At 51.2% G+C, this 26,016-nt stretch carries 26 protein-coding genes; 18 read left to right on the top strand and 8 right to left on the bottom strand.

Annotated elements, in window-relative coordinates; translation table 11 throughout:
• Positions 1 to 40: 40 nt before the first annotated feature.
• Both purU and AC2FAJ_RS04650 read right to left on the bottom strand, forming a co-directional pair.
• The gene (purU, locus tag AC2FAJ_RS04655; protein ID WP_041909600.1) at positions 41 to 883 is read right to left on the bottom strand and encodes a formyltetrahydrofolate deformylase; all 843 of its coding nucleotides are present in this window, start codon (positions 881 to 883) and stop codon (positions 41 to 43) included.
• A 46-nt stretch (positions 884 to 929) separates the two neighbouring features.
• A complete protein-coding gene (locus tag AC2FAJ_RS04650; RefSeq protein WP_041909602.1) occupies positions 930 to 1,388 on the bottom strand; it encodes a YchJ family protein in 459 nt (152 codons plus the stop codon).
• 114 nt (positions 1,389 to 1,502) lie between these two features.
• Here AC2FAJ_RS04650 and rssA point away from each other — a divergent pair, with 114 nt between their 5' ends.
• From rssA to galU, 3 genes are all read left to right on the top strand, one after another.
• Entirely contained in the window at positions 1,503 to 2,405 is a 903-nt protein-coding gene (gene rssA, locus AC2FAJ_RS04645; protein WP_028013437.1) for a patatin-like phospholipase RssA, read from the top strand.
• 90 nt (positions 2,406 to 2,495) lie between these two features.
• Positions 2,496 to 3,509 (top strand): two-component system response regulator RssB, encoded by a 1,014-nt coding sequence (gene rssB / locus AC2FAJ_RS04640; protein WP_028013436.1) that lies wholly within the window; start codon positions 2,496 to 2,498, stop codon positions 3,507 to 3,509.
• 200 nt (positions 3,510 to 3,709) lie between these two features.
• On the top strand, positions 3,710 to 4,618 hold the full coding sequence (gene galU, locus AC2FAJ_RS04635) for a UTP--glucose-1-phosphate uridylyltransferase GalU (RefSeq protein WP_028013435.1): 909 nt from the start codon (positions 3,710 to 3,712) through the stop codon (positions 4,616 to 4,618).
• 198 nt (positions 4,619 to 4,816) lie between these two features.
• On the opposite strand, the gene hns is transcribed toward galU, so the two are convergent.
• Entirely contained in the window at positions 4,817 to 5,230 is a 414-nt protein-coding gene (hns, locus tag AC2FAJ_RS04630; protein WP_028013434.1) for a histone-like nucleoid-structuring protein H-NS, read from the bottom strand.
• 548 nt (positions 5,231 to 5,778) lie between these two features.
• Between hns and tdk the strand changes: the two genes are divergently transcribed.
• Positions 5,779 to 6,393 carry a thymidine kinase gene (tdk, locus tag AC2FAJ_RS04625; protein ID WP_028013433.1) on the top strand — a complete coding sequence of 205 codons (615 nt, stop codon included), beginning with the start codon at positions 5,779 to 5,781 and terminating at the stop codon, positions 6,391 to 6,393.
• A gap of 65 nt (positions 6,394 to 6,458) precedes the next feature.
• Here tdk and adhE read toward each other — a convergent pair whose 3' ends face one another.
• Positions 6,459 to 9,137: a bifunctional acetaldehyde-CoA/alcohol dehydrogenase gene (adhE, locus tag AC2FAJ_RS04620; RefSeq protein ID WP_028013432.1), complete on the bottom strand. Its 2,679-nt coding sequence runs from the start codon at positions 9,135 to 9,137 to the stop codon at positions 6,459 to 6,461.
• 478 nt (positions 9,138 to 9,615) lie between these two features.
• Here adhE and AC2FAJ_RS04615 point away from each other — a divergent pair, with 478 nt between their 5' ends.
• The 7 genes from AC2FAJ_RS04615 (at position 9,616) to AC2FAJ_RS04585 (ending at position 17,504) form a co-directional block, all read left to right on the top strand.
• Positions 9,616 to 10,263 (top strand): YchE family NAAT transporter, encoded by a 648-nt coding sequence (locus AC2FAJ_RS04615; RefSeq protein ID WP_485453885.1) that lies wholly within the window; start codon positions 9,616 to 9,618, stop codon positions 10,261 to 10,263.
• A gap of 771 nt (positions 10,264 to 11,034) precedes the next feature.
• Entirely contained in the window at positions 11,035 to 12,666 is a 1,632-nt protein-coding gene (gene oppA, locus AC2FAJ_RS04610) for an oligopeptide ABC transporter substrate-binding protein OppA (RefSeq protein WP_028013430.1), read from the top strand.
• Between the two features lie 83 nt (positions 12,667 to 12,749).
• Positions 12,750 to 13,670: an oligopeptide ABC transporter permease OppB gene (gene oppB, locus AC2FAJ_RS04605; RefSeq protein ID WP_028013429.1), complete on the top strand. Its 921-nt coding sequence runs from the start codon at positions 12,750 to 12,752 to the stop codon at positions 13,668 to 13,670.
• A 14-nt stretch (positions 13,671 to 13,684) separates the two neighbouring features.
• The gene (gene oppC / locus AC2FAJ_RS04600) at positions 13,685 to 14,593 is read left to right on the top strand and encodes an oligopeptide ABC transporter permease OppC (protein ID WP_041909606.1); all 909 of its coding nucleotides are present in this window, start codon (positions 13,685 to 13,687) and stop codon (positions 14,591 to 14,593) included.
• Between the two features lie 11 nt (positions 14,594 to 14,604).
• Positions 14,605 to 15,618, top strand: a complete 1,014-nt coding sequence (gene oppD / locus AC2FAJ_RS04595) for an ABC transporter ATP-binding protein (protein ID WP_028013427.1) — start codon at positions 14,605 to 14,607, stop codon at positions 15,616 to 15,618.
• Entirely contained in the window at positions 15,615 to 16,619 is a 1,005-nt protein-coding gene (gene oppF / locus AC2FAJ_RS04590) for a murein tripeptide/oligopeptide ABC transporter ATP-binding protein OppF (RefSeq protein ID WP_041909608.1), read from the top strand. Before oppD ends, oppF begins: the two co-directional genes overlap by 4 nt.
• A 48-nt stretch (positions 16,620 to 16,667) precedes the next feature.
• Positions 16,668 to 17,504, top strand: coding sequence for an ion transporter (locus AC2FAJ_RS04585; protein WP_028013425.1), 837 nt, complete (start codon positions 16,668 to 16,670; stop codon positions 17,502 to 17,504).
• Positions 17,505 to 17,535: 31 nt separating this feature from the next.
• Here AC2FAJ_RS04585 and AC2FAJ_RS04580 read toward each other — a convergent pair whose 3' ends face one another.
• Together AC2FAJ_RS04580 and cls are read right to left on the bottom strand one after the other, a co-directional pair.
• A complete protein-coding gene (locus AC2FAJ_RS04580; RefSeq protein WP_006810881.1) occupies positions 17,536 to 17,865 on the bottom strand; it encodes an HI1450 family dsDNA-mimic protein in 330 nt (109 codons plus the stop codon).
• A 33-nt stretch (positions 17,866 to 17,898) separates the two neighbouring features.
• Complete coding sequence (cls, locus tag AC2FAJ_RS04575) at positions 17,899 to 19,359, bottom strand: cardiolipin synthase (RefSeq protein ID WP_028013424.1); 1,461 nt, start codon at positions 19,357 to 19,359, stop codon at positions 17,899 to 17,901.
• Between the two features lie 144 nt (positions 19,360 to 19,503).
• On the opposite strand from cls, the gene AC2FAJ_RS04570 reads away from it, so the two are divergent.
• Together AC2FAJ_RS04570 and leuE are read left to right on the top strand one after the other, a co-directional pair.
• Positions 19,504 to 19,677, top strand: a complete 174-nt coding sequence (locus tag AC2FAJ_RS04570) for a YciY family protein (RefSeq protein WP_086379783.1) — start codon at positions 19,504 to 19,506, stop codon at positions 19,675 to 19,677.
• Positions 19,678 to 19,783: 106 nt separating this feature from the next.
• Positions 19,784 to 20,419: a leucine efflux protein LeuE gene (leuE, locus tag AC2FAJ_RS04565; protein ID WP_028013423.1), complete on the top strand. Its 636-nt coding sequence runs from the start codon at positions 19,784 to 19,786 to the stop codon at positions 20,417 to 20,419.
• A 110-nt stretch (positions 20,420 to 20,529) separates the two neighbouring features.
• Here the strand turns inward: leuE and AC2FAJ_RS04560 are convergent, their stop codons facing one another.
• Positions 20,530 to 21,540, bottom strand: a complete 1,011-nt coding sequence (locus AC2FAJ_RS04560) for a phage integrase (protein ID WP_485453884.1) — start codon at positions 21,538 to 21,540, stop codon at positions 20,530 to 20,532.
• Positions 21,541 to 21,636: 96 nt separating this feature from the next.
• A complete protein-coding gene (locus tag AC2FAJ_RS04555) occupies positions 21,637 to 21,936 on the bottom strand; it encodes a helix-turn-helix domain-containing protein (protein ID WP_032674969.1) in 300 nt (99 codons plus the stop codon).
• A gap of 124 nt (positions 21,937 to 22,060) precedes the next feature.
• Here AC2FAJ_RS04555 and AC2FAJ_RS04550 point away from each other — a divergent pair, with 124 nt between their 5' ends.
• The 5 genes from AC2FAJ_RS04550 to AC2FAJ_RS04530 all read left to right on the top strand — a co-directional run bounded on the left by AC2FAJ_RS04550 (position 22,061) and on the right by AC2FAJ_RS04530 (position 25,867).
• Entirely contained in the window at positions 22,061 to 22,336 is a 276-nt protein-coding gene (locus tag AC2FAJ_RS04550; RefSeq protein WP_014884154.1) for a regulatory phage cox family protein, read from the top strand.
• A 166-nt stretch (positions 22,337 to 22,502) separates the two neighbouring features.
• Positions 22,503 to 23,003 carry a replication protein B gene (locus tag AC2FAJ_RS04545; protein WP_485453883.1) on the top strand — a complete coding sequence of 167 codons (501 nt, stop codon included), beginning with the start codon at positions 22,503 to 22,505 and terminating at the stop codon, positions 23,001 to 23,003.
• A gap of 66 nt (positions 23,004 to 23,069) precedes the next feature.
• A complete protein-coding gene (locus AC2FAJ_RS04540) occupies positions 23,070 to 23,288 on the top strand; it encodes a DUF2732 family protein (protein WP_047365922.1) in 219 nt (72 codons plus the stop codon).
• A gap of 22 nt (positions 23,289 to 23,310) precedes the next feature.
• Positions 23,311 to 23,574, top strand: a complete 264-nt coding sequence (locus AC2FAJ_RS04535; protein WP_316454400.1) for a DUF5405 family protein — start codon at positions 23,311 to 23,313, stop codon at positions 23,572 to 23,574.
• Between the two features lies 1 nt (position 23,575).
• A complete protein-coding gene (locus AC2FAJ_RS04530; RefSeq protein ID WP_485453882.1) occupies positions 23,576 to 25,867 on the top strand; it encodes a replication endonuclease in 2,292 nt (763 codons plus the stop codon).
• Positions 25,868 to 26,016: the final 149 nt, after the last annotated feature.

Here is a 26,016-nt window from a genome sequence, read left to right as displayed (position 1 = left end):
CCGTAAAGGCGCAAAGCTAATCAATTCATTTTCCGAAAGATTAAAGAATGATGGTTCTGTTACCGTAGACAAAGACACGCTGCGCCAGCACCTGATACAGGGCACGACTCAACACGTTCTTCTCAACGTCACGTCCGGCGCGCATCATATCTTCTGCGGTGTAGGTGTGATCCACGTGAATCACGTCCTGCATGATGATTGGACCTTCGTCCAGATTGTCATTCACGTAGTGCGCGGTTGCGCCGATGATCTTCACGCCGCGCTCGTACGCCTGGTGATAAGGCCGCGCGCCAATAAAGGCCGGCAGGAACGAGTGGTGAATGTTGATAATCTTGTTCGGGAAGCGGGCGACGAAGGAAGGCGTCAGCACGCGCATATATTTCGCCAGCACCACGTAGTCCGGGTTATGCACTTCAATGGCAGCAGCCATTAGGTTGTCGTGCTCTTCACGGGTATGGCCTTCATGGCTCACCAGCTCAAACGGAATATCAAAACGCTCAACCAGCGTGCGCAGAGTTTCGTGGTTGCCAATAACAGCGGCAATTTCTACGTCCAGGCCACCGTAATTGGCCTTCATCAACAGATCGCCCAGGCAGTGAGCTTCTTTCGTCACCAGAATCACAATGCGACGACGGCCCGCAGGATTCAGCTCACGCACGGAACCGTCCGGCAGCGCGCTGTCCAGATCGGCCAGCAGGGTGGTGTCGTTGAAAATGCCTTCCAGTTCGGTACGCATGAAGAAGCGGCCGGTACGGTGGTCAACGAACTCGTTGTTCTGCACGATATTCAGTTCATGCTTGTAGCAAATATTGGTAATTCGTGCGATCAGCCCTTTTTGATCGGGACAGATAGTGCGCAGAACTTTACGTTGTAATGATTGCATCGCCGGGAAATCCTGTTTGTATTTGCGAAGTCTGGGTTGTCAGGCGTTACTGCCCGCAACACTTTTTGAATTTTTTTCCTGAACCACAAGGGCAGGTATCGTTACGACCAAACTGTGGACGCGTACCGTCAATATAATACCATTGCCCGCTCTCCTTTAAGAACCGGGAACGCTCGATAATGGCGCCAGGCCTGGCGTTCTCGGTAAAACGGGCAACAAAGCTGACAAAGCCTTCGTCGTGGTGGCTACCGGGTGAAGATTCAAACACGGTAAGCCCAAGCCAGTGGGTGTTGGCGAACCCGGCTTCGATCTCCTGTCGGAAATCGGCGGCGTGGCAGGACGGGTGCCAGGTTTTTATCAGGTAGTCTGCGTCTTTGATCACAAAAGCAGTATACCGTGAACGCATGAGGTGTGACGGATCCGGTGCAACCTGATTGCCAGAAAGATATCGCTGGCAACATAGGCTATACTCCAGAGCGCTACCACAGGGGCAGAGTTGAGACACGATTCTCTTCCTGGAACAAAAAATAAGGGCGTAAAACGCCTCGGGTAGCACTATGTTAACTGAGCAGTTGCGTTGACGCTATGTCAGGAATCCAGGGGAAGTCAAACAGGGCTAATGAGAAAGGTTAAAATTGGACTGGCGCTGGGATCAGGTGCAGCCCGGGGATGGTCTCATATCGGCGTGATTAATGCCTTAAACAAGATGGGCGTTGACGTTGATATCGTAGCAGGATGTTCAATCGGATCGCTTGTCGGCTCCGCCTACGCGTGCGGCAAGCTTCCGGATCTCGAAACCTGGGTGCGCTCCTTCAGCTATTGGGACGTGCTGCGTCTGATGGATCTCTCCTGGCAGCGCGGTGGGCTGTTGCGCGGCGAACGCGTCTTTAACCAGTTCCGCCGGGTGATGCCTCTCGAAGACTTTACTGACTGCCGGATGCCTTTCGGCGCCGTCGCAACTAATCTCAGCACAGGCCGTGAACTCTGGCTGACCGAAGGGGATATTCACCTTGCGGTGCGTGCTTCATGCAGTATTCCTGGGCTTATGGCGCCCGTGCCCCATAACGGTTACTGGCTTGTCGATGGTGGCGTCGTGAACCCGGTTCCCATCTCTCTGACGCGCGCCATGGGGGCGGACATCGTCATCGCCGTTGATTTGCAGCACGACGCTCATCTGATGCAGCAAGACCTTATGCCGGTCAATCTGCAGAGCGAAGATGCCGACGTTGAAAAGCTTGCCTGGCATGAACGCCTGCGCGGAAGAATTGGTCGCCTGGCCGCACGACGCTCGGTTGCCGCACCGACGGCCATGGAGATCATGACCACCTCAATTCAGGTTCTTGAGAATCGCCTTAAACGTAACCGTATGGCTGGCGATCCTCCGGATATTCTTATTCAGCCTTACTGTCCGCAAATCTCTACCCTTGATTTCCATCGGGCTGAGGCCGCCATCGCAGCGGGCTCGCTAGCCGTCGAAAAGAAAATAGACGAGTTGCTGCCGTTTGTGCGAACAGCACGTTAAGCACCTTTTTTGACTACTTCAGCAAAATCTGACAGGCGATAAGGCCGATAGCATGCCACTATTTAGTAACTGTCAGCCAGGGGAGGAACCATGACGCAGCCATTGGCCGGAAAACACATTTTGATTGTTGAAGACGAGCCCGTTTTCCGATCGCTACTGGATTCGTGGTTATCCTCGCTGGGAGCAAACACTTTACTGGCTGAAGATGGTGTCGACGCGCTGGAAAAAATGACCGGTATTACGCCCGATCTGATGATTTGCGACATCGCGATGCCGCGAATGAATGGGCTGAAACTGGTTGAACATCTGCGCAACGAGGGTGACCAGATGCCCATTCTGGTGATCTCCGCGACAGAAAATATGGCGGATATTGCCAAAGCATTACGTCTTGGCGTTCAGGATATTTTGCTGAAACCCGTCAAAGATCTGAACCGGTTACGTGAGACGGTATTAGCGTGCCTTTATCCAAATATGTTTAATTCCCGCGTTGAGGAAGAGGAACGCCTTTTTCAGGACTGGGACGCGCTGGTGAGTAATCCGCCAGCGGCGGCGAAATTGTTGCAAGAACTTCAGCCTCCCGTTCAGCAAACTATTTCCCACTGCCGCGTAAACTATCGCCAGCTGGTGGCGGCCGATCAGCCTGGGCTGGTGCTGGATATTGCACCTCTGTCTGATTCCGACCTCGCATTTTATTCTCTGGACGTAACCCGTGCAGGGGATAATGGCGTATTAGCTGCATTGTTACTTCGCGCGCTCTTTAATGGATTATTGCAAGAACAGTTATCACATCAGGGACAACGGCTCCCTGAGTTAGGCAGTTTACTCAAACAGGTAAATCAGCTTTTTCGTCAGGCCAATTTACCCGGACAGTTCCCGCTGCTGGTTGGTTATTACCATAGCGGTTTAAAGAATCTTATCCTCGTTTCTGCAGGTCTCAACGCTTCACTGAATACCGGGGAACACCATATTCAGGTGAGCAACGGGGTGCCGCTTGGAACACTGGGAACGGCGTATCTAAATCAAATTAGCCATCGCTGTTCTTCCTGGCAGTGCCAAATTTGGGGTGCCGGGGGAAGGCTTCGCTTAATGTTGTCCACGGAATAAGCAATTGGATCTTAATTTTAAGATTGCTTTACCTGTGTTTTCTCGGGAGTGCTACTATCGCTGCCCAGATTCATGCGTATTTGTCCTAATTCATCGGCAACGCGTTCTTTTCAGACCCGGACTGCGGGGCGAGGCTGATATACTCAACGCGTTATTTATTGCATAAAAGTTCAAAACTTGAACAGCTCAGGAGAATTTGAATGGCTGCCCTAAATTCGAAAGTCAGAAAGGCCGTCATCCCGGTAGCGGGATTGGGGACCAGGATGTTACCAGCAACTAAGGCGATCCCTAAAGAGATGCTGCCTCTGGTTGATAAGCCATTAATCCAGTATGTCGTTAATGAGTGTATCGCGGCCGGCATTACTGAAATTGTGCTGGTTACGCATTCATCTAAAAACTCTATCGAAAACCACTTCGATACAAGTTTTGAACTCGAAGCCATGCTGGAAAAACGCGTTAAGCGTCAGCTGTTAGAAGAAGTTCAGTCTATTTGCCCTCCGCACGTCACCATTATGCAGGTTCGTCAGGGGCTGGCTAAAGGTCTGGGCCACGCGGTTATGTGTGCACACCCGGTTGTGGGTGATGAGCCCGTCGCGGTTATTCTGCCTGACGTGATTCTGGATGAATACGAATCCGATCTCTCCCAGGACAACCTGGCTGAGATGATCCACCGCTTCGACGAAACGGGCTGCAGCCAGATCATGGTTGAGCCAGTTGAAGACGTGACCGCTTACGGTGTGGTTGACTGCAAGGGCGTGAACCTTGAGCCAGGCGAAAGCGTGCCAATGGTTGGTGTCGTAGAGAAGCCTAAAGCCGACGTAGCGCCATCTAATCTGGCAGTGGTGGGTCGCTATGTCCTGAGTGCTGAAATCTGGCCACTGCTGGCGAAAACGCCTCCAGGAGCAGGGGATGAAATCCAGCTGACGGATGCCATTGATATGCTGATCGAGAAAGAGACCGTTGAGGCTTACCACATGAAAGGTAAGAGCCATGACTGCGGTAATAAGCTCGGTTATATGCAGGCGTTCGTTGAATACGGCATTCGCCATAATACGCTGGGTGAAGAATTTAAAGGCTGGCTCAAAGAGAGTATGGGTATTAAGAAATAATCCAGGCGTAAATCTATGAAACCGGTGTGGCGCTGCCCACCGGTTTTTTTATGCCCATAAAACGCCATGACCAGCCTGTTTGTAAGCGAAACTAAATAGCCAAATAACGCTTTATGACGGAGTGTAAGAGGATGTTAGTGATAAATTGCGGGCAAAAAAAATCCCACCAGAGGCGGGATTTTTCTGAATTCGGCTTGATTAATCCTTGATCAGGAAGTCATCCAGCTGTTTACCTTGCTCATCCATAGCTTTCTTGATTACAGCAGGAGTACGGCCCTGGCCGGTCCAGGTTTTAGTTTCGCCGTTCTCATCAACATAGCTATATTTAGCAGGACGGGCAGCGCGTTTTGCTTTGGTACCGGTTTTTGCAGCAGCAATGCTGTTCAGCAATTCATTTGGATCGATACCATCAGCAATCAGCATTTCACGATATTGTTGCAGTTTACGCGTACGCTCTTCGATTTCAGCTGCAGCAGCGCTTTCTTCTTCGCGACGTTCATTAACTACAACTTCTAATTTTTCCAGCATTTCTTCGAGCGTTTCAAGGGTACATTCTCTTGCCTGCGCACGAAGAGTACGGATGTTGTTCAGAATTTTAAGTGCTTCGCTCATTGTAGTAATCTCAAACTTATAATGGGGGGTGGTTTGTTGACCTAATAATAGAGCCATAAATTCAGATGTGCAATAGCCAGGAATGTAAGGAATTCAAAAAATACTAAATAAAGCCGCTATTATTAATTACGCTAACTTAAATTTCCTCTTTGGCAGTCTCGCTTGTTATCACGATAACCTGCTTAACCCCGCCGCTTGCATCTTTTTTTTGTGACATTTGCCGCAGGAATTATAGTTTCGGCGGATAAATATCAGCCTTTTGTATTAGTTCCAGGCGACGGTGTTAAGGCAGGAATAGTTAATAAATAGTGAATTTTAATGAACGCAGATTCCACTATAAAAAGAAGTGTTATGTTTGGTTAACCATATAACCAATTCACCAGCATGACCGTCATTACTCTCTGTTTTAGCGGATTATTTTTGCGAAAAGACGGCGTTTTACACCTTTCAGCACGGCATCGTTTGTGCGGCGTGTCGCTGATGACCAGACAAAATATGGTACAATGAATCATCGGGAATATTACACATTGATTAGGGTTTTACGGCCAATGGCACAACTTTATTTCTACTATTCGGCAATGAATGCCGGGAAATCCACCGCACTGCTGCAATCCTCATACAATTACCAGGAACGAGGAATGCGTACCGTTGTTTATACCGCTGAAATCGACGATCGCTTCGGTGCAGGGAAGGTGAGTTCCAGAATCGGCCTCTCTTCGCCAGCCAGGCTGTTTAACCCGCAAACTGACCTGCTGGAGGATATCCGCGCTGCGCATGCGTCAGAGCCCATTCACTGCGTGCTGGTTGATGAGAGCCAGTTCCTGACACGTGAACAGGTGCACGCGCTCTCTGAAGTGGTTGATGAGCTCGATATCCCCGTTCTGTGTTACGGGCTGCGTACGGACTTCCGCGGGGAGTTGTTTGCCGGAAGCCAGTATTTGCTTGCCTGGTCAGATAAGCTGGTTGAACTAAAAACTATCTGTTTCTGCGGACGCAAGGCCAGCATGGTGCTTCGTCTCGACCAGGCTGGAAAACCTTATGCGGACGGTGAGCAGGTGGTGATTGGTGGCAATGAACGCTATGTGTCGGTCTGTCGTAAGCATTATAAGGAAGCGTTGTCCGTAGGCTCGCTGACGGCGATCCAGCACGACAACAGAAAATAATATCCGCCGTTATTCAGACATAAAAAAACCCGCCATACAGGCGGGTTTTTTCCTGAGGCTGTCAGTTAAGCGCTTTTCTTCGCTTTCTTGTCAGCTTTAATGACCGGAGCTTCTGTTTTCACAGCAGCAACGTCACCTTCTTTGAACTCACGACCGTAGTAGGTATCCAGCAGAATCTGTTTCAGCTCGGAGATCAGTGGGTAGCGCGGGTTAGCACCAGTACACTGGTCATCGAAGGCATCTTCAGACAGCTTGTCTACGTGAGCGAGGAAGTCAGCTTCCTGAACGCCTGCTTCACGGATAGATTTAGGAATACCCAGTTCAGCTTTCAGGCTTTCCAGCCATGCCAGCAGTTTCTCAATCTTCGCAGCAGTACGGTCGCCCGGTGCGCTCAGACCAAGGTGGTCAGCGATTTCAGCATAACGACGGCGCGCTTGCGGACGGTCATACTGGCTGAACGCAGTCTGCTTGGTTGGGTTGTCGTTGGCGTTATAGCGGATAACGTTGCTGATCAACAGGGCGTTCGCCAGACCGTGAGGAATGTGGAACTGTGAACCCAGCTTGTGCGCCATAGAGTGGCAAACACCCAGGAAGGCGTTCGCAAACGCGATACCGGCGATGGTTGCTGCACTGTGGACACGTTCACGTGCTACAGGGTTTTTAGAACCTTCGTTGTAGGACGCTGGCAGGTTTTCTTTCAGCAGTTTCAGAGCCTGCAGAGCCTGACCGTCAGAGAACTCAGACGCCAGTACAGAAACGTAGGCTTCCAGCGCGTGAGTCACGGCATCCAGACCACCGAACGCACACAGAGACTTCGGCATTTCCATTACCAGGTTGGCATCAACGATAGCCATATCTGGCGTCAGCGCGTAGTCAGCCAGCGGGTATTTCTGACCTGTTGCGTCATCTGTTACTACCGCGAATGGCGTCACTTCTGAGCCGGTACCGGAAGTAGTGGTGACGGCGATCATTTTCGCTTTCACGCCCATTTTCGGGAACTTGTAGATACGTTTACGGATGTCCATAAAGCGCAGCGCCAGCTCTTCGAAGTGGGTTTCCGGATGTTCGTACATAACCCACATGATTTTCGCGGCGTCCATTGGGGATCCACCACCCAGTGCGATAATCACATCTGGTTTGAAGGAGTTCGCCAGTTCAGCACCTTTGCGTACAACGCTCAGTGTTGGGTCAGCTTCAACTTCGAAGAACACTTCAGTTTCGACGCCAGCCGCTTTCAGCACAGAGGTGATCTGGTCAGCGTAGCCGTTGTTGAACAGGAAACGGTCAGTCACGATGAGCGCACGTTTGTGGCCATCAGTAATCACTTCATCCAGCGCGATTGGCAGAGAGCCACGGCGGAAGTAGATAGATTTCGGAAGTTTGTGCCACAACATGTTTTCAGCTCGCTTAGCAACGGTTTTCTTGTTGATCAGGTGTTTTGGACCAACGTTTTCAGAGATGGAGTTACCACCCCAGGAACCACAACCCAGAGTCAGGGAAGGTGCGAGTTTGAAGTTATACAGGTCACCGATACCACCCTGAGAAGCAGGGGTGTTAATCAGGATACGGGCAGTTTTCATCATCTGACCGAAGTGGGCAACACGCTCTGGCTGGTTATCCTGGTCGGTGTACAGACATGAGGTATGACCGATACCGCCCATGGCAACCAGCTTCTCGGCTTTTTCTACCGCATCTTCGAAATCTTTCGCACGGTACATAGCAAGCGTAGGAGACAGTTTTTCGTGAGCAAACGGCTCGCTTTCGTCAACAACTTTAACTTCACCGATCAGGATCTTGGTGGTCGCCGGAACGGTAAAGCCTGCGAGTTCAGCGATTTTATAGGCTGGCTGACCTACGATAGCAGCGTTCAGCGCGCCATTTTTGAGAATGATGTCCTGAACTGCTTTCAGCTCTTTGCCCTGCAGCAGGTAGCCGCCGTGGCTGGCGAAACGCTCGCGTACTGCGTCGTACACGGAATCAACAACAACTACAGACTGTTCAGATGCACAGATAACGCCGTTATCGAAGGTTTTAGACATCAGCACAGACGCAACAGCACGTTTGATGTCAGCGGTTTCATCGATAACAACGGGGGTGTTACCTGCGCCTACACCGATTGCTGGTTTACCGGAGCTGTATGCTGCTTTAACCATACCAGGACCACCGGTCGCCAGAATCAGGTTAATGTCCGGGTGATGCATCAGCGCGTTAGACAGTTCAACAGAAGGTTGGTCGATCCAGCCAATCAGATCTTTTGGTGCGCCCGCAGCAATTGCTGCCTGCAGAACGATGTCTGCTGCTTTATTTGTTGCGTCTTTCGCACGTGGATGTGGAGAGAAGATGATTGCGTTACGGGTCTTCAGGCTGATCAGCGATTTGAAAATAGCCGTTGAAGTAGGGTTAGTCGTTGGAACAATACCGCAAATGATGCCGATAGGTTCGGCGATGGTGATCGTCCCGAAGGTGTCGTCTTCAGACAGAACGCCACAGGTTTTCTCATCTTTATAGGCGTTGTAGATATACTCAGAAGCAAAGTGGTTTTTGATCACTTTATCTTCAACGATACCCATGCCAGATTCGGCAACGGCCATTTTAGCGAGAGGGATTCGAGCATCTGCAGCAGCCAGAGCGGCCGCGCGGAAGATTTTATCAACCTGTTCTTGGGTGAAATTGGCATATTCACGCTGGGCTTTTTTTACGCGCTCGACGAGGGCGTTCAGTTCAGCGATATTAGTAACAGCCATAATGCTCTCCTGATAATGTTTAAACTCTTTTAGTAAACCAGCGCTCGATACGTCAGACAGTATAGACAGTGCCAATACGACTTGCGTTACATAAAGTAAAACAAAGGGTTACTTTATGCTCCAGTACACTAATTTACTAAAAGAGCCTTACCTTAGCATCATCCCTTTTTGTCAGGTGACCTCCCTGGGGGCGTAATCAAGATTACTCACTTCTGAGTACGGAAATCATGATCTGCGTCAATTTTCCACCAAGCTGATACCTTTCAGCAGGGTTATTTAATGGATATATTTCCACTGTTAATTAATTAAGTAACTATTGGAAGTGGCGCTATCATTGTCTCAACATATGTTTAACATTCTGAAATGCTAACGTTTTGGCACAGATTTCTGGTGAAGTATGCTAATAAAAAGCGTATCTTCAGCGCGATTTTTCCTAACAATGTAACTGTCCCGGGCATGCGCAAAAGCGGAGCAAAACGTGATCCAAACGCTCTTTGATTTTCCAACGTATTTCAAATTTTTTATTGGTCTGTTTGCCCTGGTCAACCCGGTGGGGATCATTCCTGTCTTCATTAGTATGACCAGTTACCAGACGGCGGCGGCCCGGAACAAAACCAATCTTACCGCTAACCTGTCTGTGGCAATCATTTTGCTCACCTCGCTTTTCCTGGGTGATGCTATTCTCCAGCTCTTTGGCATCTCGATTGACTCCTTCCGCATTGCGGGCGGGATCCTGGTGGTGACCATTGCCATGTCCATGATCAGCGGTAAGCTGGGTGAGGATAAGCAGAACAAGCAGGAAAAGTCAGAAACCGCTATCCGCGAAAGTATCGGCGTGGTTCCGCTGGCATTGCCCCTCATGGCCGGGCCGGGTGCCATCAGTTCAACCATTGTTTGGGGCACGCGTTACCATAGCCTCATGCATTTAATTGGTTTTTCTGTCGCGATTGCCGTTTTCGCGCTCTGTTGCTGGGGCGTCTTCCGCATGGCGCCGTTGCTGGTACGCCTGCTGGGGCAGACCGGCATCAACGTTATTACGCGTATCATGGGGCTGCTGTTAATGGCACTCGGGATCGAATTCATTGTCACGGGTATTAAAAGCATTTTCTCCGGCTTGTTACATTGATATTTCATACGAAAGAACGGCGCTTCGGCGCCGTTTTTTTTGTATCAATATCAGCAAATCATATAAATAAAGTTGAAAAGCTAACCTGTCATAATAAATTCTACTAATAATGTTCATCTCATATATTTCATAGGGTTATGAATTCATCTCAAGCCTGCCTGCACAGAAAATCTTCGAACGCACTGTTATTTTACTCACACGATAGTCTTGGGCTTGCTGCGGGATAACCGAAATGATATTAGTAATTTCAACATTTCGTTAGATGAATGTGCTAAATAATAATCAATTGTTAAATTTTCGTACAAAACTACGCGATGATAATGCAGCGACGCGCCAGAAGGGAAAATCTTCCGTATTAGTTTGAATTTTAAGTGTTTTCTAGGGTGCTCAACGTATGGGAGGGCTGGGCAGGACGATACGGCCTGGGCCGTAAAAGAGAATTGCTTAACAAATTTGCAAAATGTATTGGCGCGTATTTACGCCATTTGATACTTTCCGGCCTACTATTTTGCAGCCTAAAACAAGTAGATGAGAATTATTTTCATATAATCCTCTTCTCAGATATCCAGCGCAGGTCTCAAACAGGGGAGGCCTGGCAAGAATCGACGCAAGACGGCCATACGAGCGGTCAGTAATAAAAAAGTCGGTGATAGCAAGCAGTAAAAAAAGAACCTGACAGCAGCAAAAAAAACTCCTGCGCTGTACAGGCCCCAACAGGGGATTAGACAGCTGGCGAAAGCCAGTAATTATAATGAGTGGAGTACCAACACAATGTCCATCATCACAAAAAAAAATCTGGTAGCGGCGGGGATTTTAACTGCGCTAATCGCGGGAAACGCTGCAATGGCTGCGGACGTTCCTGCAGGTGTTCAACTGGCTGAAAAACAGACGCTGGTGCGTAACAACGGTGCGGAAGTGCAGTCTCTCGATCCGCATAAAATTGAAGGCGTTCCTGAGTCAAACGTTAACCGCGACCTGTTCGAAGGTCTGCTGGTGACTGACGTAGACGGCCACCCGGCACCGGGTGTGGCAGAAAAGTGGGAAAATAAAGATTTCAAAGTCTGGACCTTCCATCTGCGTAAAGATGCCAAATGGTCCGACGGTACACCGGTTACCGCCGAAGATTTCGTATATAGCTGGCAGCGCCTGGCGAATCCAAATACCGCCTCTCCGTATGCGAGCTATCTGCAGTATGGCCACATCGCCAATATCGATGACATTATCGCCGGTAAAAAGCCGGTCACCGACCTGGGCGTGAAGGCGATCGATGCTAATACCTTTGAAGTGACGTTGAGCGAACCTGTTCCGTACTTCTATAAGCTGCTGGTTCACCCATCCGTCTCGCCGGTACCAAAATCCGCCGTGGAAAAATTTGGTGAAAAATGGACGCAGCCTGCCAATATCGTGACCAACGGCGCCTATAAGCTGAAAGACTGGGTGGTCAACGAACGTATGGTGCTGGAGCGTAACCCGCAGTACTGGGATAACGCGAAGACCGTGATTAATCAGGTCACCTACCTGCCAATCTCTTCCGAAGTGACCGACGTTAACCGCTACCGCAGCGGTGAAATCGACATGACCTATAACAACATGCCGATTGAACTGTTCCAGAAGCTGAAGAAAGAGATCCCGAAAGAAGTTCACGTCGATCCATATCTGTGCACCTATTATTACGAAATCAACAACCAGAAAGCACCGTTCACCGACGTGCGCGTTCGTACTGCGCTGAAGCTGGCACTGGATCGCGATATCATCGTGAACAAAGTGAAAAACCAGGGCGATCTGCCGGCGTACAGCTACACGCCTCCGTATACCGATGGGATGAAACTGGTTGAGCCTGAGTGGTTCAAATGGTCGCAGGAAAAACGTAACGAAGAAGCGAAAAAACTGCTGGCTGAAGCAGGATACACCGCAGACAAGCCGCTGACGTTCAACCTGCTGTATAACACCTCAGATCTGCATAAAAAACTGGCGATTGCCGTCGCGTCTATCTGGAAGAAAAACCTGGGCGTGAACGTTAAGCTGGAAAACCAGGAGTGGAAAACCTTCCTCGATACGCGTCATCAGGGGACCTTCGACGTGGCGCGTGCGGGCTGGTGTGCGGACTATAACGAACCGACATCATTCCTGAACACTATGCTCAGCGACAGTTCAAACAACACGGCGCACTATAAGAGCCCGGCGTTTGACAAGATCATCGCTGAAACCCTGAAAGTGTCTGACGATGCGCAGCGCGCAGAGCTGTACGCGAAATCAGAAGAACAGCTCGATAAAGACTCTGCAATTGTACCGGTTTACTACTACGTTAACGCCCGTCTGGTGAAACCATGGGTAGGGGGTTATACCGGTAAAGACCCGTTGGATAATATTTCCGTTAAGAATCTTTATATTATCAAGCATTAATGGCAATACGTGGGGCGAGCCTGGCTTGCCCCACTGTGTCTACTTTGTAACATTCATCAGGCACACGCCAGAAGGTACGGGCAATGTTGAAATTTATCCTGCGTCGCTGTTTAGAAGCGATACCAACGTTATTTATTCTAATTACGATTTCCTTTTTTATGATGCGTCTCGCGCCGGGAAGTCCATTTACCGGTGAACGTACGTTGCCGCCAGAAGTCATGGCCAACATCGAAGCGAAGTATCACTTAAACGATCCCATCACCACCCAATACTTCAACTATCTGAAGCAGCTGGCGCACGGTGATTTTGGACCGTCATTTAAATATAAAGACTATTCCGTTAACGATCTGGTGGCCTCCAGCTTCCCGGTCTCGGCAAAACTGGGTGCTGCAGCATTCATTCTGGCCGTCGTTCTCGGGGTCACCGCAGGCGTTATCGCCGCGCTCAGACAAAATACCAAATGGGATTATGCCGTAATGGGGGTGGCAATGACCGGGGTAGTCATACCCAGCTTCGTTGTCGCGCCATTGCTGGTGATGATATTTGCCATCACGCTGAAATGGCTGCCCGGGGGCGGCTGGAACGGCGGGGCATTGAAGTTCATGATTTTGCCGATGGTGGCATTATCGCTGGCGTACATCGCCAGTATCGCGCGTATTACCCGTGGTTCAATGATCGAAGTGCTGCACTCAAACTTCATCCGCACCGCGCGCGCGAAAGGGCTGCCGATGCGCCGGATCATCTTCCGCCACGCGCTCAAGCCGGCGCTACTGCCTGTGCTCTCCTATATGGGACCGGCATTCGTCGGGATCATTACGGGTTCAATGGTTATCGAAACAATTTACGGCCTGCCGGGTATTGGTCAACTGTTCGTAAACGGGGCGCTTAACCGTGACTACTCGCTCGTTCTGAGCCTCACGATCCTCGTGGGCGCACTGACCATTCTCTTTAACGCCGTTGTCGATGTGCTGTATGCCGTTATCGACCCGAAAATTCGTTACTAACGCTGGAGCACGCCATGATGTTGAGTAAGAAAAACAGCGAGGCGCTGGAAAACTTCAGTGAAAAACTGGAAGTAGAAGGTCGTAGCCTCTGGCAGGACGCGCGCCGTCGCTTTATGCATAACCGTGCGGCGGTCGCCAGCCTGGTTGTGCTGGTGATCATCGCGCTGTTTGTCACCCTGGCGCCGATGCTGTCGCAATTTACCTATTTCGATACGGACTGGGGCATGATGTCCAGTTCGCCTGATATGGAGTCCGGCCACTATTTCGGTACCGATTCATCCGGCCGTGATTTGCTGGTGCGCGTGGCGATTGGTGGCCGTATTTCTCTGATGGTCGGTATCGCCGCCGCGCTGGTGGCGGTGATCGTGGGGACGCTTTACGGCGCGCTTTCCGGCTACCTTGGCGGCAAAGTAGACTCGGTGATGATGCGTCTCCTGGAAATCCTGAACTCCTTCCCGTTTATGTTCTTCGTGATTTTGCTGGTGACCTTCTTCGGCCAGAACATCCTGTTGATCTTCGTGGCCATCGGGATGGTTTCCTGGCTGGATATGGCGCGTATCGTGCGCGGCCAGACGCTGAGCCTCAAACGCAAAGAGTTTATCGAAGCGGCGCAGGTAGGGGGGGTATCAACCAGTAATATCGTGGTTCGTCATATCGTGCCTAACGTGCTGGGCGTGGTGGTGGTCTATGCCTCACTGCTGGTGCCAAGCATGATTCTGTTTGAATCCTTCCTCAGCTTCCTGGGGCTGGGCACGCAGGAGCCACTGAGCAGCTGGGGTGCGCTGCTGAGCGACGGCGCAAACTCGATGGAAGTTTCACCGTGGCTGCTGCTTTATCCGGCGGGTTTCCTGGTCGTTACCCTGTTTTGTTTTAACTTTATCGGCGATGGCCTGCGTGATGCCCTCGACCCGAAAGACCGTTAAGGAGCGCCGTCATGACAATTATTGAAACGGCCACCGCGCCACAGGCGCAGCAGCAGAGCAATCTTCTGCTGGATGTTAAAGACCTCCGCGTGACCTTTAAAACCCCGGACGGCGATGTTACTGCGGTCAACGATCTCAACTTTAACCTGAGCAAAGGGGAAACGCTGGGGATCGTGGGTGAATCCGGCTCCGGGAAATCCCAGACGGCATTTGCGTTAATGGGCCTGCTGGCCGCTAACGGCGTGATTGGCGGTTCGGCGAAATTCAACGGTCGCGAAATTCTTAACCTGCCGGAGCTCGAGCTGAACAAGCTTCGCGCCGAACAGATCTCAATGATTTTCCAGGATCCGATGACCTCCCTGAACCCGTATATGCGCGTCGGTGAGCAGCTGATGGAAGTCCTGATGCTGCACAAAGGTTTGGGCAAAGCGGAAGCTTTTGAGGAATCCGTTAAAATGCTGGATGCGGTAAAAATGCCGGAAGCGCGCAAGCGCATGCGCATGTTCCCGCACGAGTTTTCTGGCGGTATGCGTCAGCGCGTGATGATTGCCATGGCGCTGCTGTGCCGGCCAAAACTGCTGATTGCCGATGAACCGACTACCGCGCTGGACGTCACCGTGCAGGCGCAAATCATGACCCTGCTGAACGAGCTTAAGCGTGAGTTCAACACGGCGATTATCATGATCACCCACGATCTGGGCGTGGTTGCCGGTATCTGTGACAAAGTGCTGGTGATGTACGCCGGGCGCACCATGGAATACGGCAAAGCGCGCGACGTGTTCTATCAGCCAGCCCATCCGTACTCGATTGGCCTGCTGAACGCGGTGCCGCGTCTTGATGCGGAAGGGGAGTCCCTGCTCACTATTCCGGGCAACCCGCCAAACCTGCTGCGACTGCCGAAAGGCTGTCCGTTCCAGCCGCGCTGCCCGCACGCGATGGAAATCTGTAACAGCGCGCCGCCGCTGGAAGAATTTGCCCCAGGCCGTCTGCGCGCCTGCTTTAAGCCGCAGGAGGAGCTGGTATGAACGCAGTAGATGAAAAACGCAACGTGCTGCTCGAAATCGCCGACCTCAAGGTGCATTTCGACATCAAAGACGGCAAGCAGTGGTTCTGGCAGCCGCCGAAGACCCTGAAAGCGGTAGATGGCGTCACCTTGCGTCTGTACGAGGGGGAAACCCTGGGCGTGGTGGGCGAATCCGGCTGCGGTAAATCCACCTTTGCGCGTGCGATTATCGGTCTGGTGAAAGCCACCGGCGGCAAAGTGGCCTGGCTGGGTAAAGATCTGCTGGGCATGAAGCCTGACGAGTGGCGCGACGTGCGCAGCGATATCCAGATGATTTTCCAGGATCCGCTGGCGTCATTAAACCCGCGTATGACCATCGGTGAGATTATCGCCGAACCGCTGCGCACCTATCATCCAAAGATGCCGCGTCAGGAAGTCCGCGACCGCGTGAAGGCGATGATGCTGAAAGTCGGGCTGTTGCCTAACCTCATTAACCGTTACCCGCATGAATTTTCAGGCGGCCAGTGTCAGCGTATTGGCATTGCGCGTGCGCTTATCCTTGAGCCGAAACTGATTATTTGTGATGAACCGGTCTCCGCGCTGGACGTGTCGATTCAGGCGCAGGTGGTTAACCTGCTTCAGAAATTGCAGCGCGAAATGGGGCTGTCGCTGATCTTCATTGCGCACGACCTGGCGGTGGTAAAACACATCTCCGACCGCGTGCTGGTGATGTATCTGGGCCATGCCGTGGAACTGGGAACCTATGACGAGGTGTACCATAATCCGCTGCACCCTTATACCAAAGCGCTGATGTCGGCGGTGCCGATCCCCGATCCGGATCTGGAAAAGAATAAAACGATTCAGCTTCTGGAAGGGGAATTGCCGTCGCCAATCAATCCGCCGTCGGGCTGCGTGTTCCGCACGCGATGCCCGATGGCCGGGCCGGAATGCGCGAAAACGCGACCGGTGCTGGAGGGCAGTTTCCGACATGCGGTTTCCTGCCTGAAAGTAGACCCGCTATAATCGCAAGGGCTGACATGATGTCAGCCCTTATTTTTTTGCGAGGTTACCGTGTCGCGTTTATTCACTTCAGCCCGTCGGCGGCTCTATCATCTTTTATTCGATCCTGAAACGGTATCGGGACGCCGTTTTGAAGGTCTGTGTGCGCTGTTTGCGCTATTGAGCGTAGTGGTCATCTTTATTGAATCGGGTGTGGGGACGCAATATCACCTGACATTTGAGGAATGGCATGCGTTTGTCTGGCTGGAACTTATTATTACCCTGGTCTTTACCGCTGAGTATATTCTGCGTGTTGTTTGCTGGCCCAACCCGGCAAAGTACGTCTTTAGCTTCTGGGGCTTTATTGATTTAGCGACGATCCTGCCGCTCTATGTGATGTGGCTGTGGCCGGAGATCAGCCTCAACTATGTTTTCGCCTGGCGAGCGATGCGCGTTATTCGGGTCTTGCGTATCCTGAAGTTACTGCGCTTTATGCCGTCGCTGCGCGTATTCTGGAGCGCGATCGTCAGCGCACGCCATCAGCTTATTCTGTTCTATTCGTTCATTGCCATCGTGATGATTGTTTTTGGCGCGCTGATGTATTTGATTGAAGGGCCGAAATATGGCTTCACGACGCTCAACGCTTCCGTCTACTGGGCGATAGTGACCGTTACGACCGTGGGGTATGGCGATATCACGCCCCATACGCCGCTGGGGCGGATTGTGGCATCCGTGCTGATTCTGATTGGGTATTCGGTAATTGCCATTCCGACGGGGCTTATTACCACGCACATGAGCAGCGCGTTTCAGAACCATAAACAGCGGCGCAAATGTCCGAACTGCCACCAGGTCGATCATGAACACAGCGCGCGGTTTTGCAACCGCTGCGGAAGCGCGTTACCGGATTAAATAAAAAAGGCTGCTATCGCAGCCTTTTTTATTATTCGCGCCAGAGTATGTGGCACAGCTTGTGGTCTTTCTCACGACACAGCAGGACGCGCGCAAAAATGTCGTTAATTTCACCGCCGTCTTCATCAGCCAGCCCAATAACCACTTCGGCAAAGAAGTCAGGGTTCAGGTCGAAATCTACATGTTCGGCCCAATCCTCTGAAGGGTCGAACAATTCGGCACCGCCGCGCTCTTCGAACTGCAGATTAAAGAGGATCACGTCTGCGGGATCGAGGTTATCAACCGCCAGTTCGAGAAAAATGTCATAGGCCTGCTCGAGCGTTTCGTCTTCGGTCAGGCGATTGTTCAGATCCATTTCCATGATGACTACCTGTTTAACATCGTTGGGCACGTTTTACAGCAACGGACTAAAGAAGTAAAACAGTCGTTCAGCTATTCGCTGCCATAACGGACGTTTTACCCACAGCCTGGCATCCAGCAGCCGCGAACGGGAGATATAGTCATCCTGAACCGCCGCCAGGTCACCGCCAAAGCCGGCGTCATCAATCACCAGGGTGATTTCAAAGTTTAGCCACAGGCTGCGCATATCAAGGTTAACCGTGCCCACCAGGCTTAATTCGCCGTCGACCAGCACGCTCTTGGTGTGCAGGAGCCCGCCTTCAAACTGGTAAATTTTCACTCCGGCGGCAAGCAGTTCGCTAAAGAAGGCACGGCTGGCCCAGCCCACCAGAAGAGAGTCATTTTTGCGTGGCAGAATGATACTGACGTCGACGCCGCGCTGCGCTGCGGTACAAATCGCGTGCAGCAGATCATCGCTGGGGACAAAGTAGGGCGTCGTCATGATCAGATATTCACGCGCGGAGTAGGTTGCCGTCAGCAGCGCCTGGTGAATCAAGTCCTCCGGGAAGCCCGGTCCGGAGGCGATAGTATGAATTGTATGACCGCTGGCCTCTTCAAACGGCATAATATTGCCATCCGGCGGTGGCGGCAGGATACGCTTGCCGGTCTCTATCTCCCAGTCGCAGGAGTAAACGATGCCCATCGAGGTGGCAATCGGCCCCTCCATTCGCGCCATCAGATCCACCCATTGCCCGACGCCGGAGTCCTGTTTAAAGAAGCGCGGGTCAACCATGTTCATACTGCCGGTGTAGGCAATATAGTTATCGATCATGACCATTTTACGGTGCTGGCGAAGGTCCATCCGGCGCAGAAACACGCGCAGGAGATTCACCTTCAGTGCCTCAACCACCTCGATACCGGCGTTACGCATCATGCCCGCCCAGGGGCTACGGAAAAATGCCACGCTGCCCGCGGAGTCCAGCATCAGACGGCAGTGGATCCCCCTGCGTGCGGCCGCCATCAAGGATTCAGCGACCTGGTCAGCCATGCCGCCGGGCTGCCAGATATAAAACACCATCTCAATATTATGGCGAGCCAGCTGAATATCGCGGATTAACGCCTGCATGACATCATCGGACGACGTCAGAAGCTGGAGCTGATTGCCCTTAACGCCGCCAATCCCCTGGCGGCGCTCGCAGAGCTTAAACAGCGAGGAGGCGACGCTGCTGTTCTCCTCGGCAAAGATATGCTTACAGGCTTTGAGATCGTTAAGCCACTTCGCGGTGGAAGGCCACATTGCGCGCGCCCGCTCGGCACGGCGTTTACCCAGATGAAGCTCACCGAAAGAGAGATAGGCAATAATTCCCACCAGTGGGAGGATATAAATGATCAGAAGCCAGGCCATGGCAGAGGGTACGGCTCTGCGCTTCATCAGGATGCGTAACGTCACACCCGCGATTAACAGCCAGTATCCCAGAATGACCAGCCAACTCACCACGGTGTAGAAGGTTGTCATAGATAAAAAAATCCTTTTGAAAGCGTATTGTTATGAGTGTACGCATCAGGATTCATCTGGCAAATAAAAACGCCAGGTAAAAGCGCTGGTTTGCTGTCGGGTTGGGTTTATAATGGCGGCTCTGTTTGAGAAAGAGTTGTAGACATGAAGCGCAGTAGAACAGAAGTAGGGCGCTGGCGTATGTTGCGACAGGTGAGTCGTCGCAAGGCTCGTTGGCTGGAAGCACAATCCCGCCGCAATATGCGTATCCACGCCATCAGAAAATGTGGATTGACCCGGCACCGCAATGCGTTGCTGTTCGCAGTCCAGGATATCTGAAACCCATGAGGGCACCGCAAGGTGCCCGCTGATTATATTGTGTCTTATTTTGCGACTATCGTTATTGCGGCGATATTCCGGTTATTTTTAGCAAAAGGAGGGAGAGGTGTTTGCGGAGTTTGGTGTACTGAATTTCTGGACGTATGTTGTTGGCGCATTTTTTATCGTGCTGGTTCCCGGGCCAAACACCCTGTTTGTGCTGAAAACGGGGATCGGTCACGGTGTGAAAAAAGGGTATCTTGCCGCGACCGGCGTGTTTATCGGTGATGCGGTATTGATGTTCCTGGCCTGGGCGGGTGTTGCGGCATTGATCCAGACGACCCCCGTACTCTTTAATATCGTGCGCTATCTCGGGGCTTTCTATCTGCTGTGGTTGGGCGGAAAAATGCTCTGGTCGGTGATCACACGTCAGAATAATGCTCAAGAGAGCGGAACCGAGCCTGCCAGCACGATCATGAAACGCTCCCTCGTCCTGAGCCTGACGAATCCAAAAGCGATTCTGTTCTACGTTTCGTTCTTTGTGCAGTTTATCGACGTGAATGCGCAAAATACCGGAACCTCTTTCCTGATCCTCGCTACCACGCTTGAGCTGATTAGCTTTATGTACATGAGCTTCCTGATCTTCTCTGGGGCGTTTGTTACGCGTTATCTGAAAACCAAAAAGAAACTGGCAAAGCTGGGGAACGGGCTGATAGGGCTGCTGTTTGTCGGGTTTGCGGCGCGGTTAGCGTCACTACATTGATGTGAAGAAAGGCTCCTGCGGGAGCCTTTTTAATGTCTGGCGTAACTGGAAAGCCGCGCCAGACAAGGCTTCACGTTTTACTACTAGCAGTCAAAAGCCATAAAAAGCGGCTAGGGTGTGGACACATTGTGGACACTCTGACCACCATTAGCACCCTTCAACGGGTTAAGCGAAATCGCGTCCTGCAGGTACTGAGGAGCGAAGTGCGCATAGACCATTGTCTGCGCAATTTTCGTATGACCTAAGATCCTCTGCAGTGTGATGATGTTGCCCCCGTTAATCATAAAGTGCGTCGCGAAAGAGTGTCGTAGCGCATGTGTTGCTTGTCCGGCCGGTAAGTCGGGCTTAACCTCTTTGAGGGTTCGCCTGAAGTCAGCATAACTGGCCTCGGGAAACAGAAAACCTCGTGTTTTGCCGACTACGTAAGCCGCAACGTCATCAGAGATCGGGACCGTGCGCGGTGTGTTGGTTTTCGTCTTAACGAAAGACACCCGGTTATGAATCACGTTCTCCGCCTTCAATCGCGCAGCTTCTCCCCATCTTGCTCCGGTACTCAAACACAAAACCGCAATTTTACGATTATCACCTGAGAGCGCAGCAAGTAAGGCGTCAATTTCCTCAAGAGTGAGATAGCCCGTTTCGGCTGTCTGCTCTTTCAGTTTTTTGAATCCCCTGAATGGATGCTCACCGTTATACAGTTCTGACTCAATCAGGGTTGTGAACATCCCACCTAGCGTGATCAGGTCGCGGTTGATGGTAGTTGGCTTAATACCTTCACCCCGACGTTGAGCACAATATCGCGTTATCAGGCTCTTGGTGATCTGGAAAGCGCACGGGTTTCCGGTCATCGTTTCGAAACGCTCAATTTTCCTGAGATACGATTGACCGTGCTCCTCATGTTTACCTTTCAGCTTCCACCATAACTCTTTCAGTTCCGACAATTGGCGTTTGTCCGTTGGTTTTGAAAGCCATTCCTTTGAGTGATGGTTATATTGAGTATGCTTTTCAAAAGCCATCGCCTCGCTTTTCTTGTCGAACTTCCGACGGATGCGTTTTCCGTTACGCCCGGTCGGTCTAATGTCCACTTCATATCGACCATCATCGAGCTTTTTAACAGACATAAAGCCTCCCGATGATGTTACTGCGTACTTCAATTTCCTGATTTAAATAGCAAAAACTCACTGTGCATTTACTGCACAAATAAGCGCCATAAATAGTTAGCCAGTTTTCTGGTCTGAGTGGGATGACGTTGTTGTCTGCTGCCCAAAGTGCGCGAGAGCCGGTGCAATCTGCCCAGCTTCGGGTGTTATTTGATCAGTCATAAACCACATGGTGTATTTCGTGAAGCGTGGGTGCTGGAGGATTTTCATGATTTGTTCGATTCCCGGCTTTTTGTCGCCGGCTTCATAACTACAAAAAGAACCGTAAACGATTCCAGTTAACTCGCTGAATTGTCTCCTATTTAACCTTTCTGACTCTCTTATCAGCTTGATTTTTTCATGGATCTGTATTGACATAAAATCACCTATAGTTGAACATTATCACCTATCGTAGATTTATATAACCGATGGGTGAATCACCTTTTAGAGCAACTAAACCCTATTTAGAGCAATTAATCACACTAAAGGAGAATCGTAACAGATGAGTAACCAGCTTGTAAGCAGAACAGATGCGGTTCCATATCAGGAATTTGCCCGTCTTATTGGAAAAACTCCCGCAGCGGTTAAAGGGATGATTGAGAAGGGCAAGTTGCCTGTTGTTGAGATGACCGATCCGCAGTCAACGAGTGGGCGCGCAGGGGAATATTGGGTTTATCTGCCTGCCTGGAACAAGGGTATGAAGATGGCATATGACAGCCGCCCGAAGGAAATTCGTGATGGTTGGCTGATGTGGCTCGGATTAGGGGAGCCAGTATGAATAGTGAACCTCGCTGTATTGCACAGTTGCTTCGAAGAGAAAGCCCTAATCCTATCAACTTCACCATCACTCACGGTCGCGGCCGCAAGGGCATAATCATCCGAACCCGTAAGCCGGGCGTTATCGAGAAGATTCGCCGTCTGGTCAAAAAGAGAGGACTGTGGTTATGACGGTAATGACACTGGACGTGATCCAGAAACAGCCAATAGCGCTTCGCGGTCTGGTCTGCAAGTATCTGGCTCAGCCTCGATGGCAGGACACGTGCGATTTTTACAATCAGATGATGGAGCGGGAGCGTCTTACGGTTTGTTTCCATGCTCAATTAAAACAGCGTCACTCTGTCATGCTCTTAGAGGAAATGACCGAAGCCGATCGTGAGCGTCTTGTTTGCGCGCTTGATGAATTGAGAAATGCATTCGCCCGGCACCGCCAACTTGGCGTGTCGAAAGCAACTTTCATCAGCCGCCTGACCGTTAGCCAAAGGCGATCACTGTTTCTTCATGCGGGACTGACAGAGCAGGAATTTATGATGCCGCACTGGCGTTTGAATGAAGAGGGCTGTTATTGGCGCGACAAACTTTTCCGCGCTCTGCGAGAGCTGTTCAGCCTTTTTGAGTACGCACCAACTATTTTAACCTCGGTAAAACCTGAGCAGTATTTACATTAATTAATCTGGATTCGACTTATTACGCGCCTTACAGCGTGGGGACTCCTTTTGTCCGGAGATAGGCAAATGCAAAAACAAAATACAGCACAGCGGGGGATGTGTTCGGCACATCTGGCGCAGGCAGTAAGCGAGGCTCAGCGCGACACGGCGACCCGTTTCTCTTCTCAGTTTGACGGACTTATCGCGTACATCAGTAAGTCAGAACTTAATCGCACCGAGATTATCGAGTTATTAGGCCAGGAGTCGGAAAAGCTACACAACTCAATTTTCGGTAGAGCTGGCTAACCACTTTTAACAGGAAGCAAAAATGAGCATACGCATCGAGATTAATAACCAGTACGTCATCACCAGTGACCGCTATCAATTCATTTTGCAGGAGAAGAAGACCGCAACATCCGGGAAGAACAAAGGCAAGGATTGGCTGGACGTTGTGGGTTACTACCCAACTATACCTAAGCTTATCTCAGGCCTGGTATTGCATGATCTTTTGACCAGCGATCTTACCGGCTTCTCAGCTTTGGAAGCTCGAATTGAACGCCTGGGGAAGCAATGTCTGGACGCCTTTAAATAGTATGTCCATCGAATCTCGGGGGCGTATTGCCCCCTCGCCACCACCACCATTTTTGAAGGGCACCAGTGATTCATTCGTTGGTGCTTATCCCTGGAATAACGTCAACAAAGATGCTATTGGCCGCGACAGACCCCTTACACGTGCCGAACTCCGTCAGGTGCAAGGTGTTTTAAACCGTATTGACCGTCTGCCGTTTTTCCTGCAAACGCTGTTTACATCGCGTTATAACTTCATCCGCCGTAAAAAGAGCCCTTTAGGTGGGCTGTATTTTCTTAAAAACACGTTTGAGCGCAAGCTGCTGCCGCGTCTTGAGCGTGTTAATGAGCTGTGCGGGATGAATGAATCCGCCTCGATTGGTTTTCTGTCCGAGCGCGACCAGTATGCGCGCTTACCAGATATGAATGACAAAGAGCTCAGGAAATTTGCGGCCAGAATTGCCTCTCAGCTCTGGAGCAAATACGAGGAGTTAAGCGACGCCTGGGGGGATGCTCACGGCGGGAAAGAGACACTTTTCACCGATGAAGCTCAGTCGCACCTATACGGGCAAGTGGCCGGGGTTGCTCGCGCATTTAACATCACCCCGATGTACTGGAAAAAATACCGTAAGGGTCAGATGACGATCCGCATGGCATTTTCCGCTATTTCACGTCTGATCAAGGATGAGTGGTGGGTTAACCAGCTCAAGGCGCAGCGTATGCGCTGGTGCGAGGCGCTGCTCATCGCTGCCGGTGAGGTCAATAAAGACCGCTCACCTTACGCCAGCAAAAGGGCGATCCGCGATGTTCAAGCGCGCCGCCTGGCTAATCTTGAATACCTCAAATCATGCGAGCTGGAAAACAAAGTCACCGGCGAACGTATCGACCTCATCAGTAAGGTCATGGGGAGTATCTCAAACCCTGAAATACGTCGTATGGAGCTGATGAATACCATCGCCGGGATTGAACGTTACGCGGCCAGCGTTGGTGATGTGGGAATGTTTATCACGCTGACCACGCCGTCGAAGTATCACCCGACTCGTCAGGTCGGCAAAGGTGAAAGCAAAACGGTACAGCTCAATCACGGCTGGAACGAAACCGCATTCACGCCCAAAGACGGCCAGCGCTATCTTTGCCGAATCTGGACCCTCATGCGCACTGCGTTCAAAGATAACGATTTAGAAGTATACGGGATGCGCGTTGTCGAACCGCACCACGACGGCACGCCACACTGGCACATGATGCTGTTTTGCAAACCCGGTCAGCGTAAAGCCATCAACGAAATCATGCGTCGTTATGCCCTCAAAGAGGACGGACACGAAAAGGGCGCGGCAAAACAGCGCTTTGAGTCCCGTCATCTTAATCAGGGCGGCGCGGCGGGTTATATCGCTAAATACATTGCCAAAAATATCGACGGCTACGCACTTGACGGCCAGCTCGACCACGACACCGGCAAGCCCCTGAAAGATACGGCCGCAGCCGTCACCGCATGGGCGTCTACATGGCGCATCCCTCAGTTTAAACCGATTGGCCTCCCGACGATGGGCGCTTACCGCGAACTGCGCAAGCTGCCGCGCGGAGTGAGTATCGCGAGCGAATTTGACGACAGGGTCGAGGCCGCGCGTGCTGCTGCAGATGAAGGGGATTTTGAGCGGTACATCATCGCGCAGGGTGGGGCAAACATGCCGCGTGATGCTCAGGCCGTCAGGGTCGCCCGTAAGGTGACGGATGAGGTCAACGAGTACGAGGAAGATATCGAGAGGGTGGTCGGGATTTATGCCCCTCATCTCGGGGCTGACCGTGTCCATGTAACCCGTACAGCCGAATGGCGCATTGTTCCAAAGGTTTTGGCCGTTGAGCCTTTGACCTTAAAAAGCGGCTCTGCCGCGCCTCGGAGTCCTGTCAATAACTGTGGAAAGCTCACCGGCGGCTGCGATCCAGTTATGACCCCCACACCGTCTGAGCAAGCCGCAGCGGTGTTAAATCTGATTGAGCGCGGGGTTATCGGCTGGAATGAGCCGGACGTCGTGAAGGTGCTTAACGGAGCGTTAAAAGCTGGCGTACCGCGTAAGAATCGCCAGCAAAGAAGGAATGCGCCGCTCAAAACGAGCGAGCAAGCGCCATCAGCCAGGATGACAAAAGCCGAAAGGGATCGCGTCGCAAAAATTCGTTTCGATTTAGCTCTGGAAGGGATTAACCCGGAACGGTGGGAACTTAGCGCGCTCACGCGTGGTGCAACAGTGGTTTATGGCAATAAGTCTTTTAGCTATTCGTTTGCTCAGGAGTGGGATGAAATCAAGTTAAATTTTGACTTCTGAAAAAAATTTAATAGAATGTCCGTGCTACCGCTTGGGATATCTACATTGCATTACTCTTCGTATTAGCTTTATACAGAGGGTATAAAGGCTGCTATTGGCAACAATGGCGCTTGCATGGAGATAAACTCATGTTAAAGCTAGTGAATGTA

This window comes from Enterobacter cloacae complex sp. 385G4 (assembly GCF_057320665.1).
The sequence above is the reverse complement of the archived record's forward strand: the minus strand, read 5'-3'. Positions and strand labels throughout refer to the sequence as shown.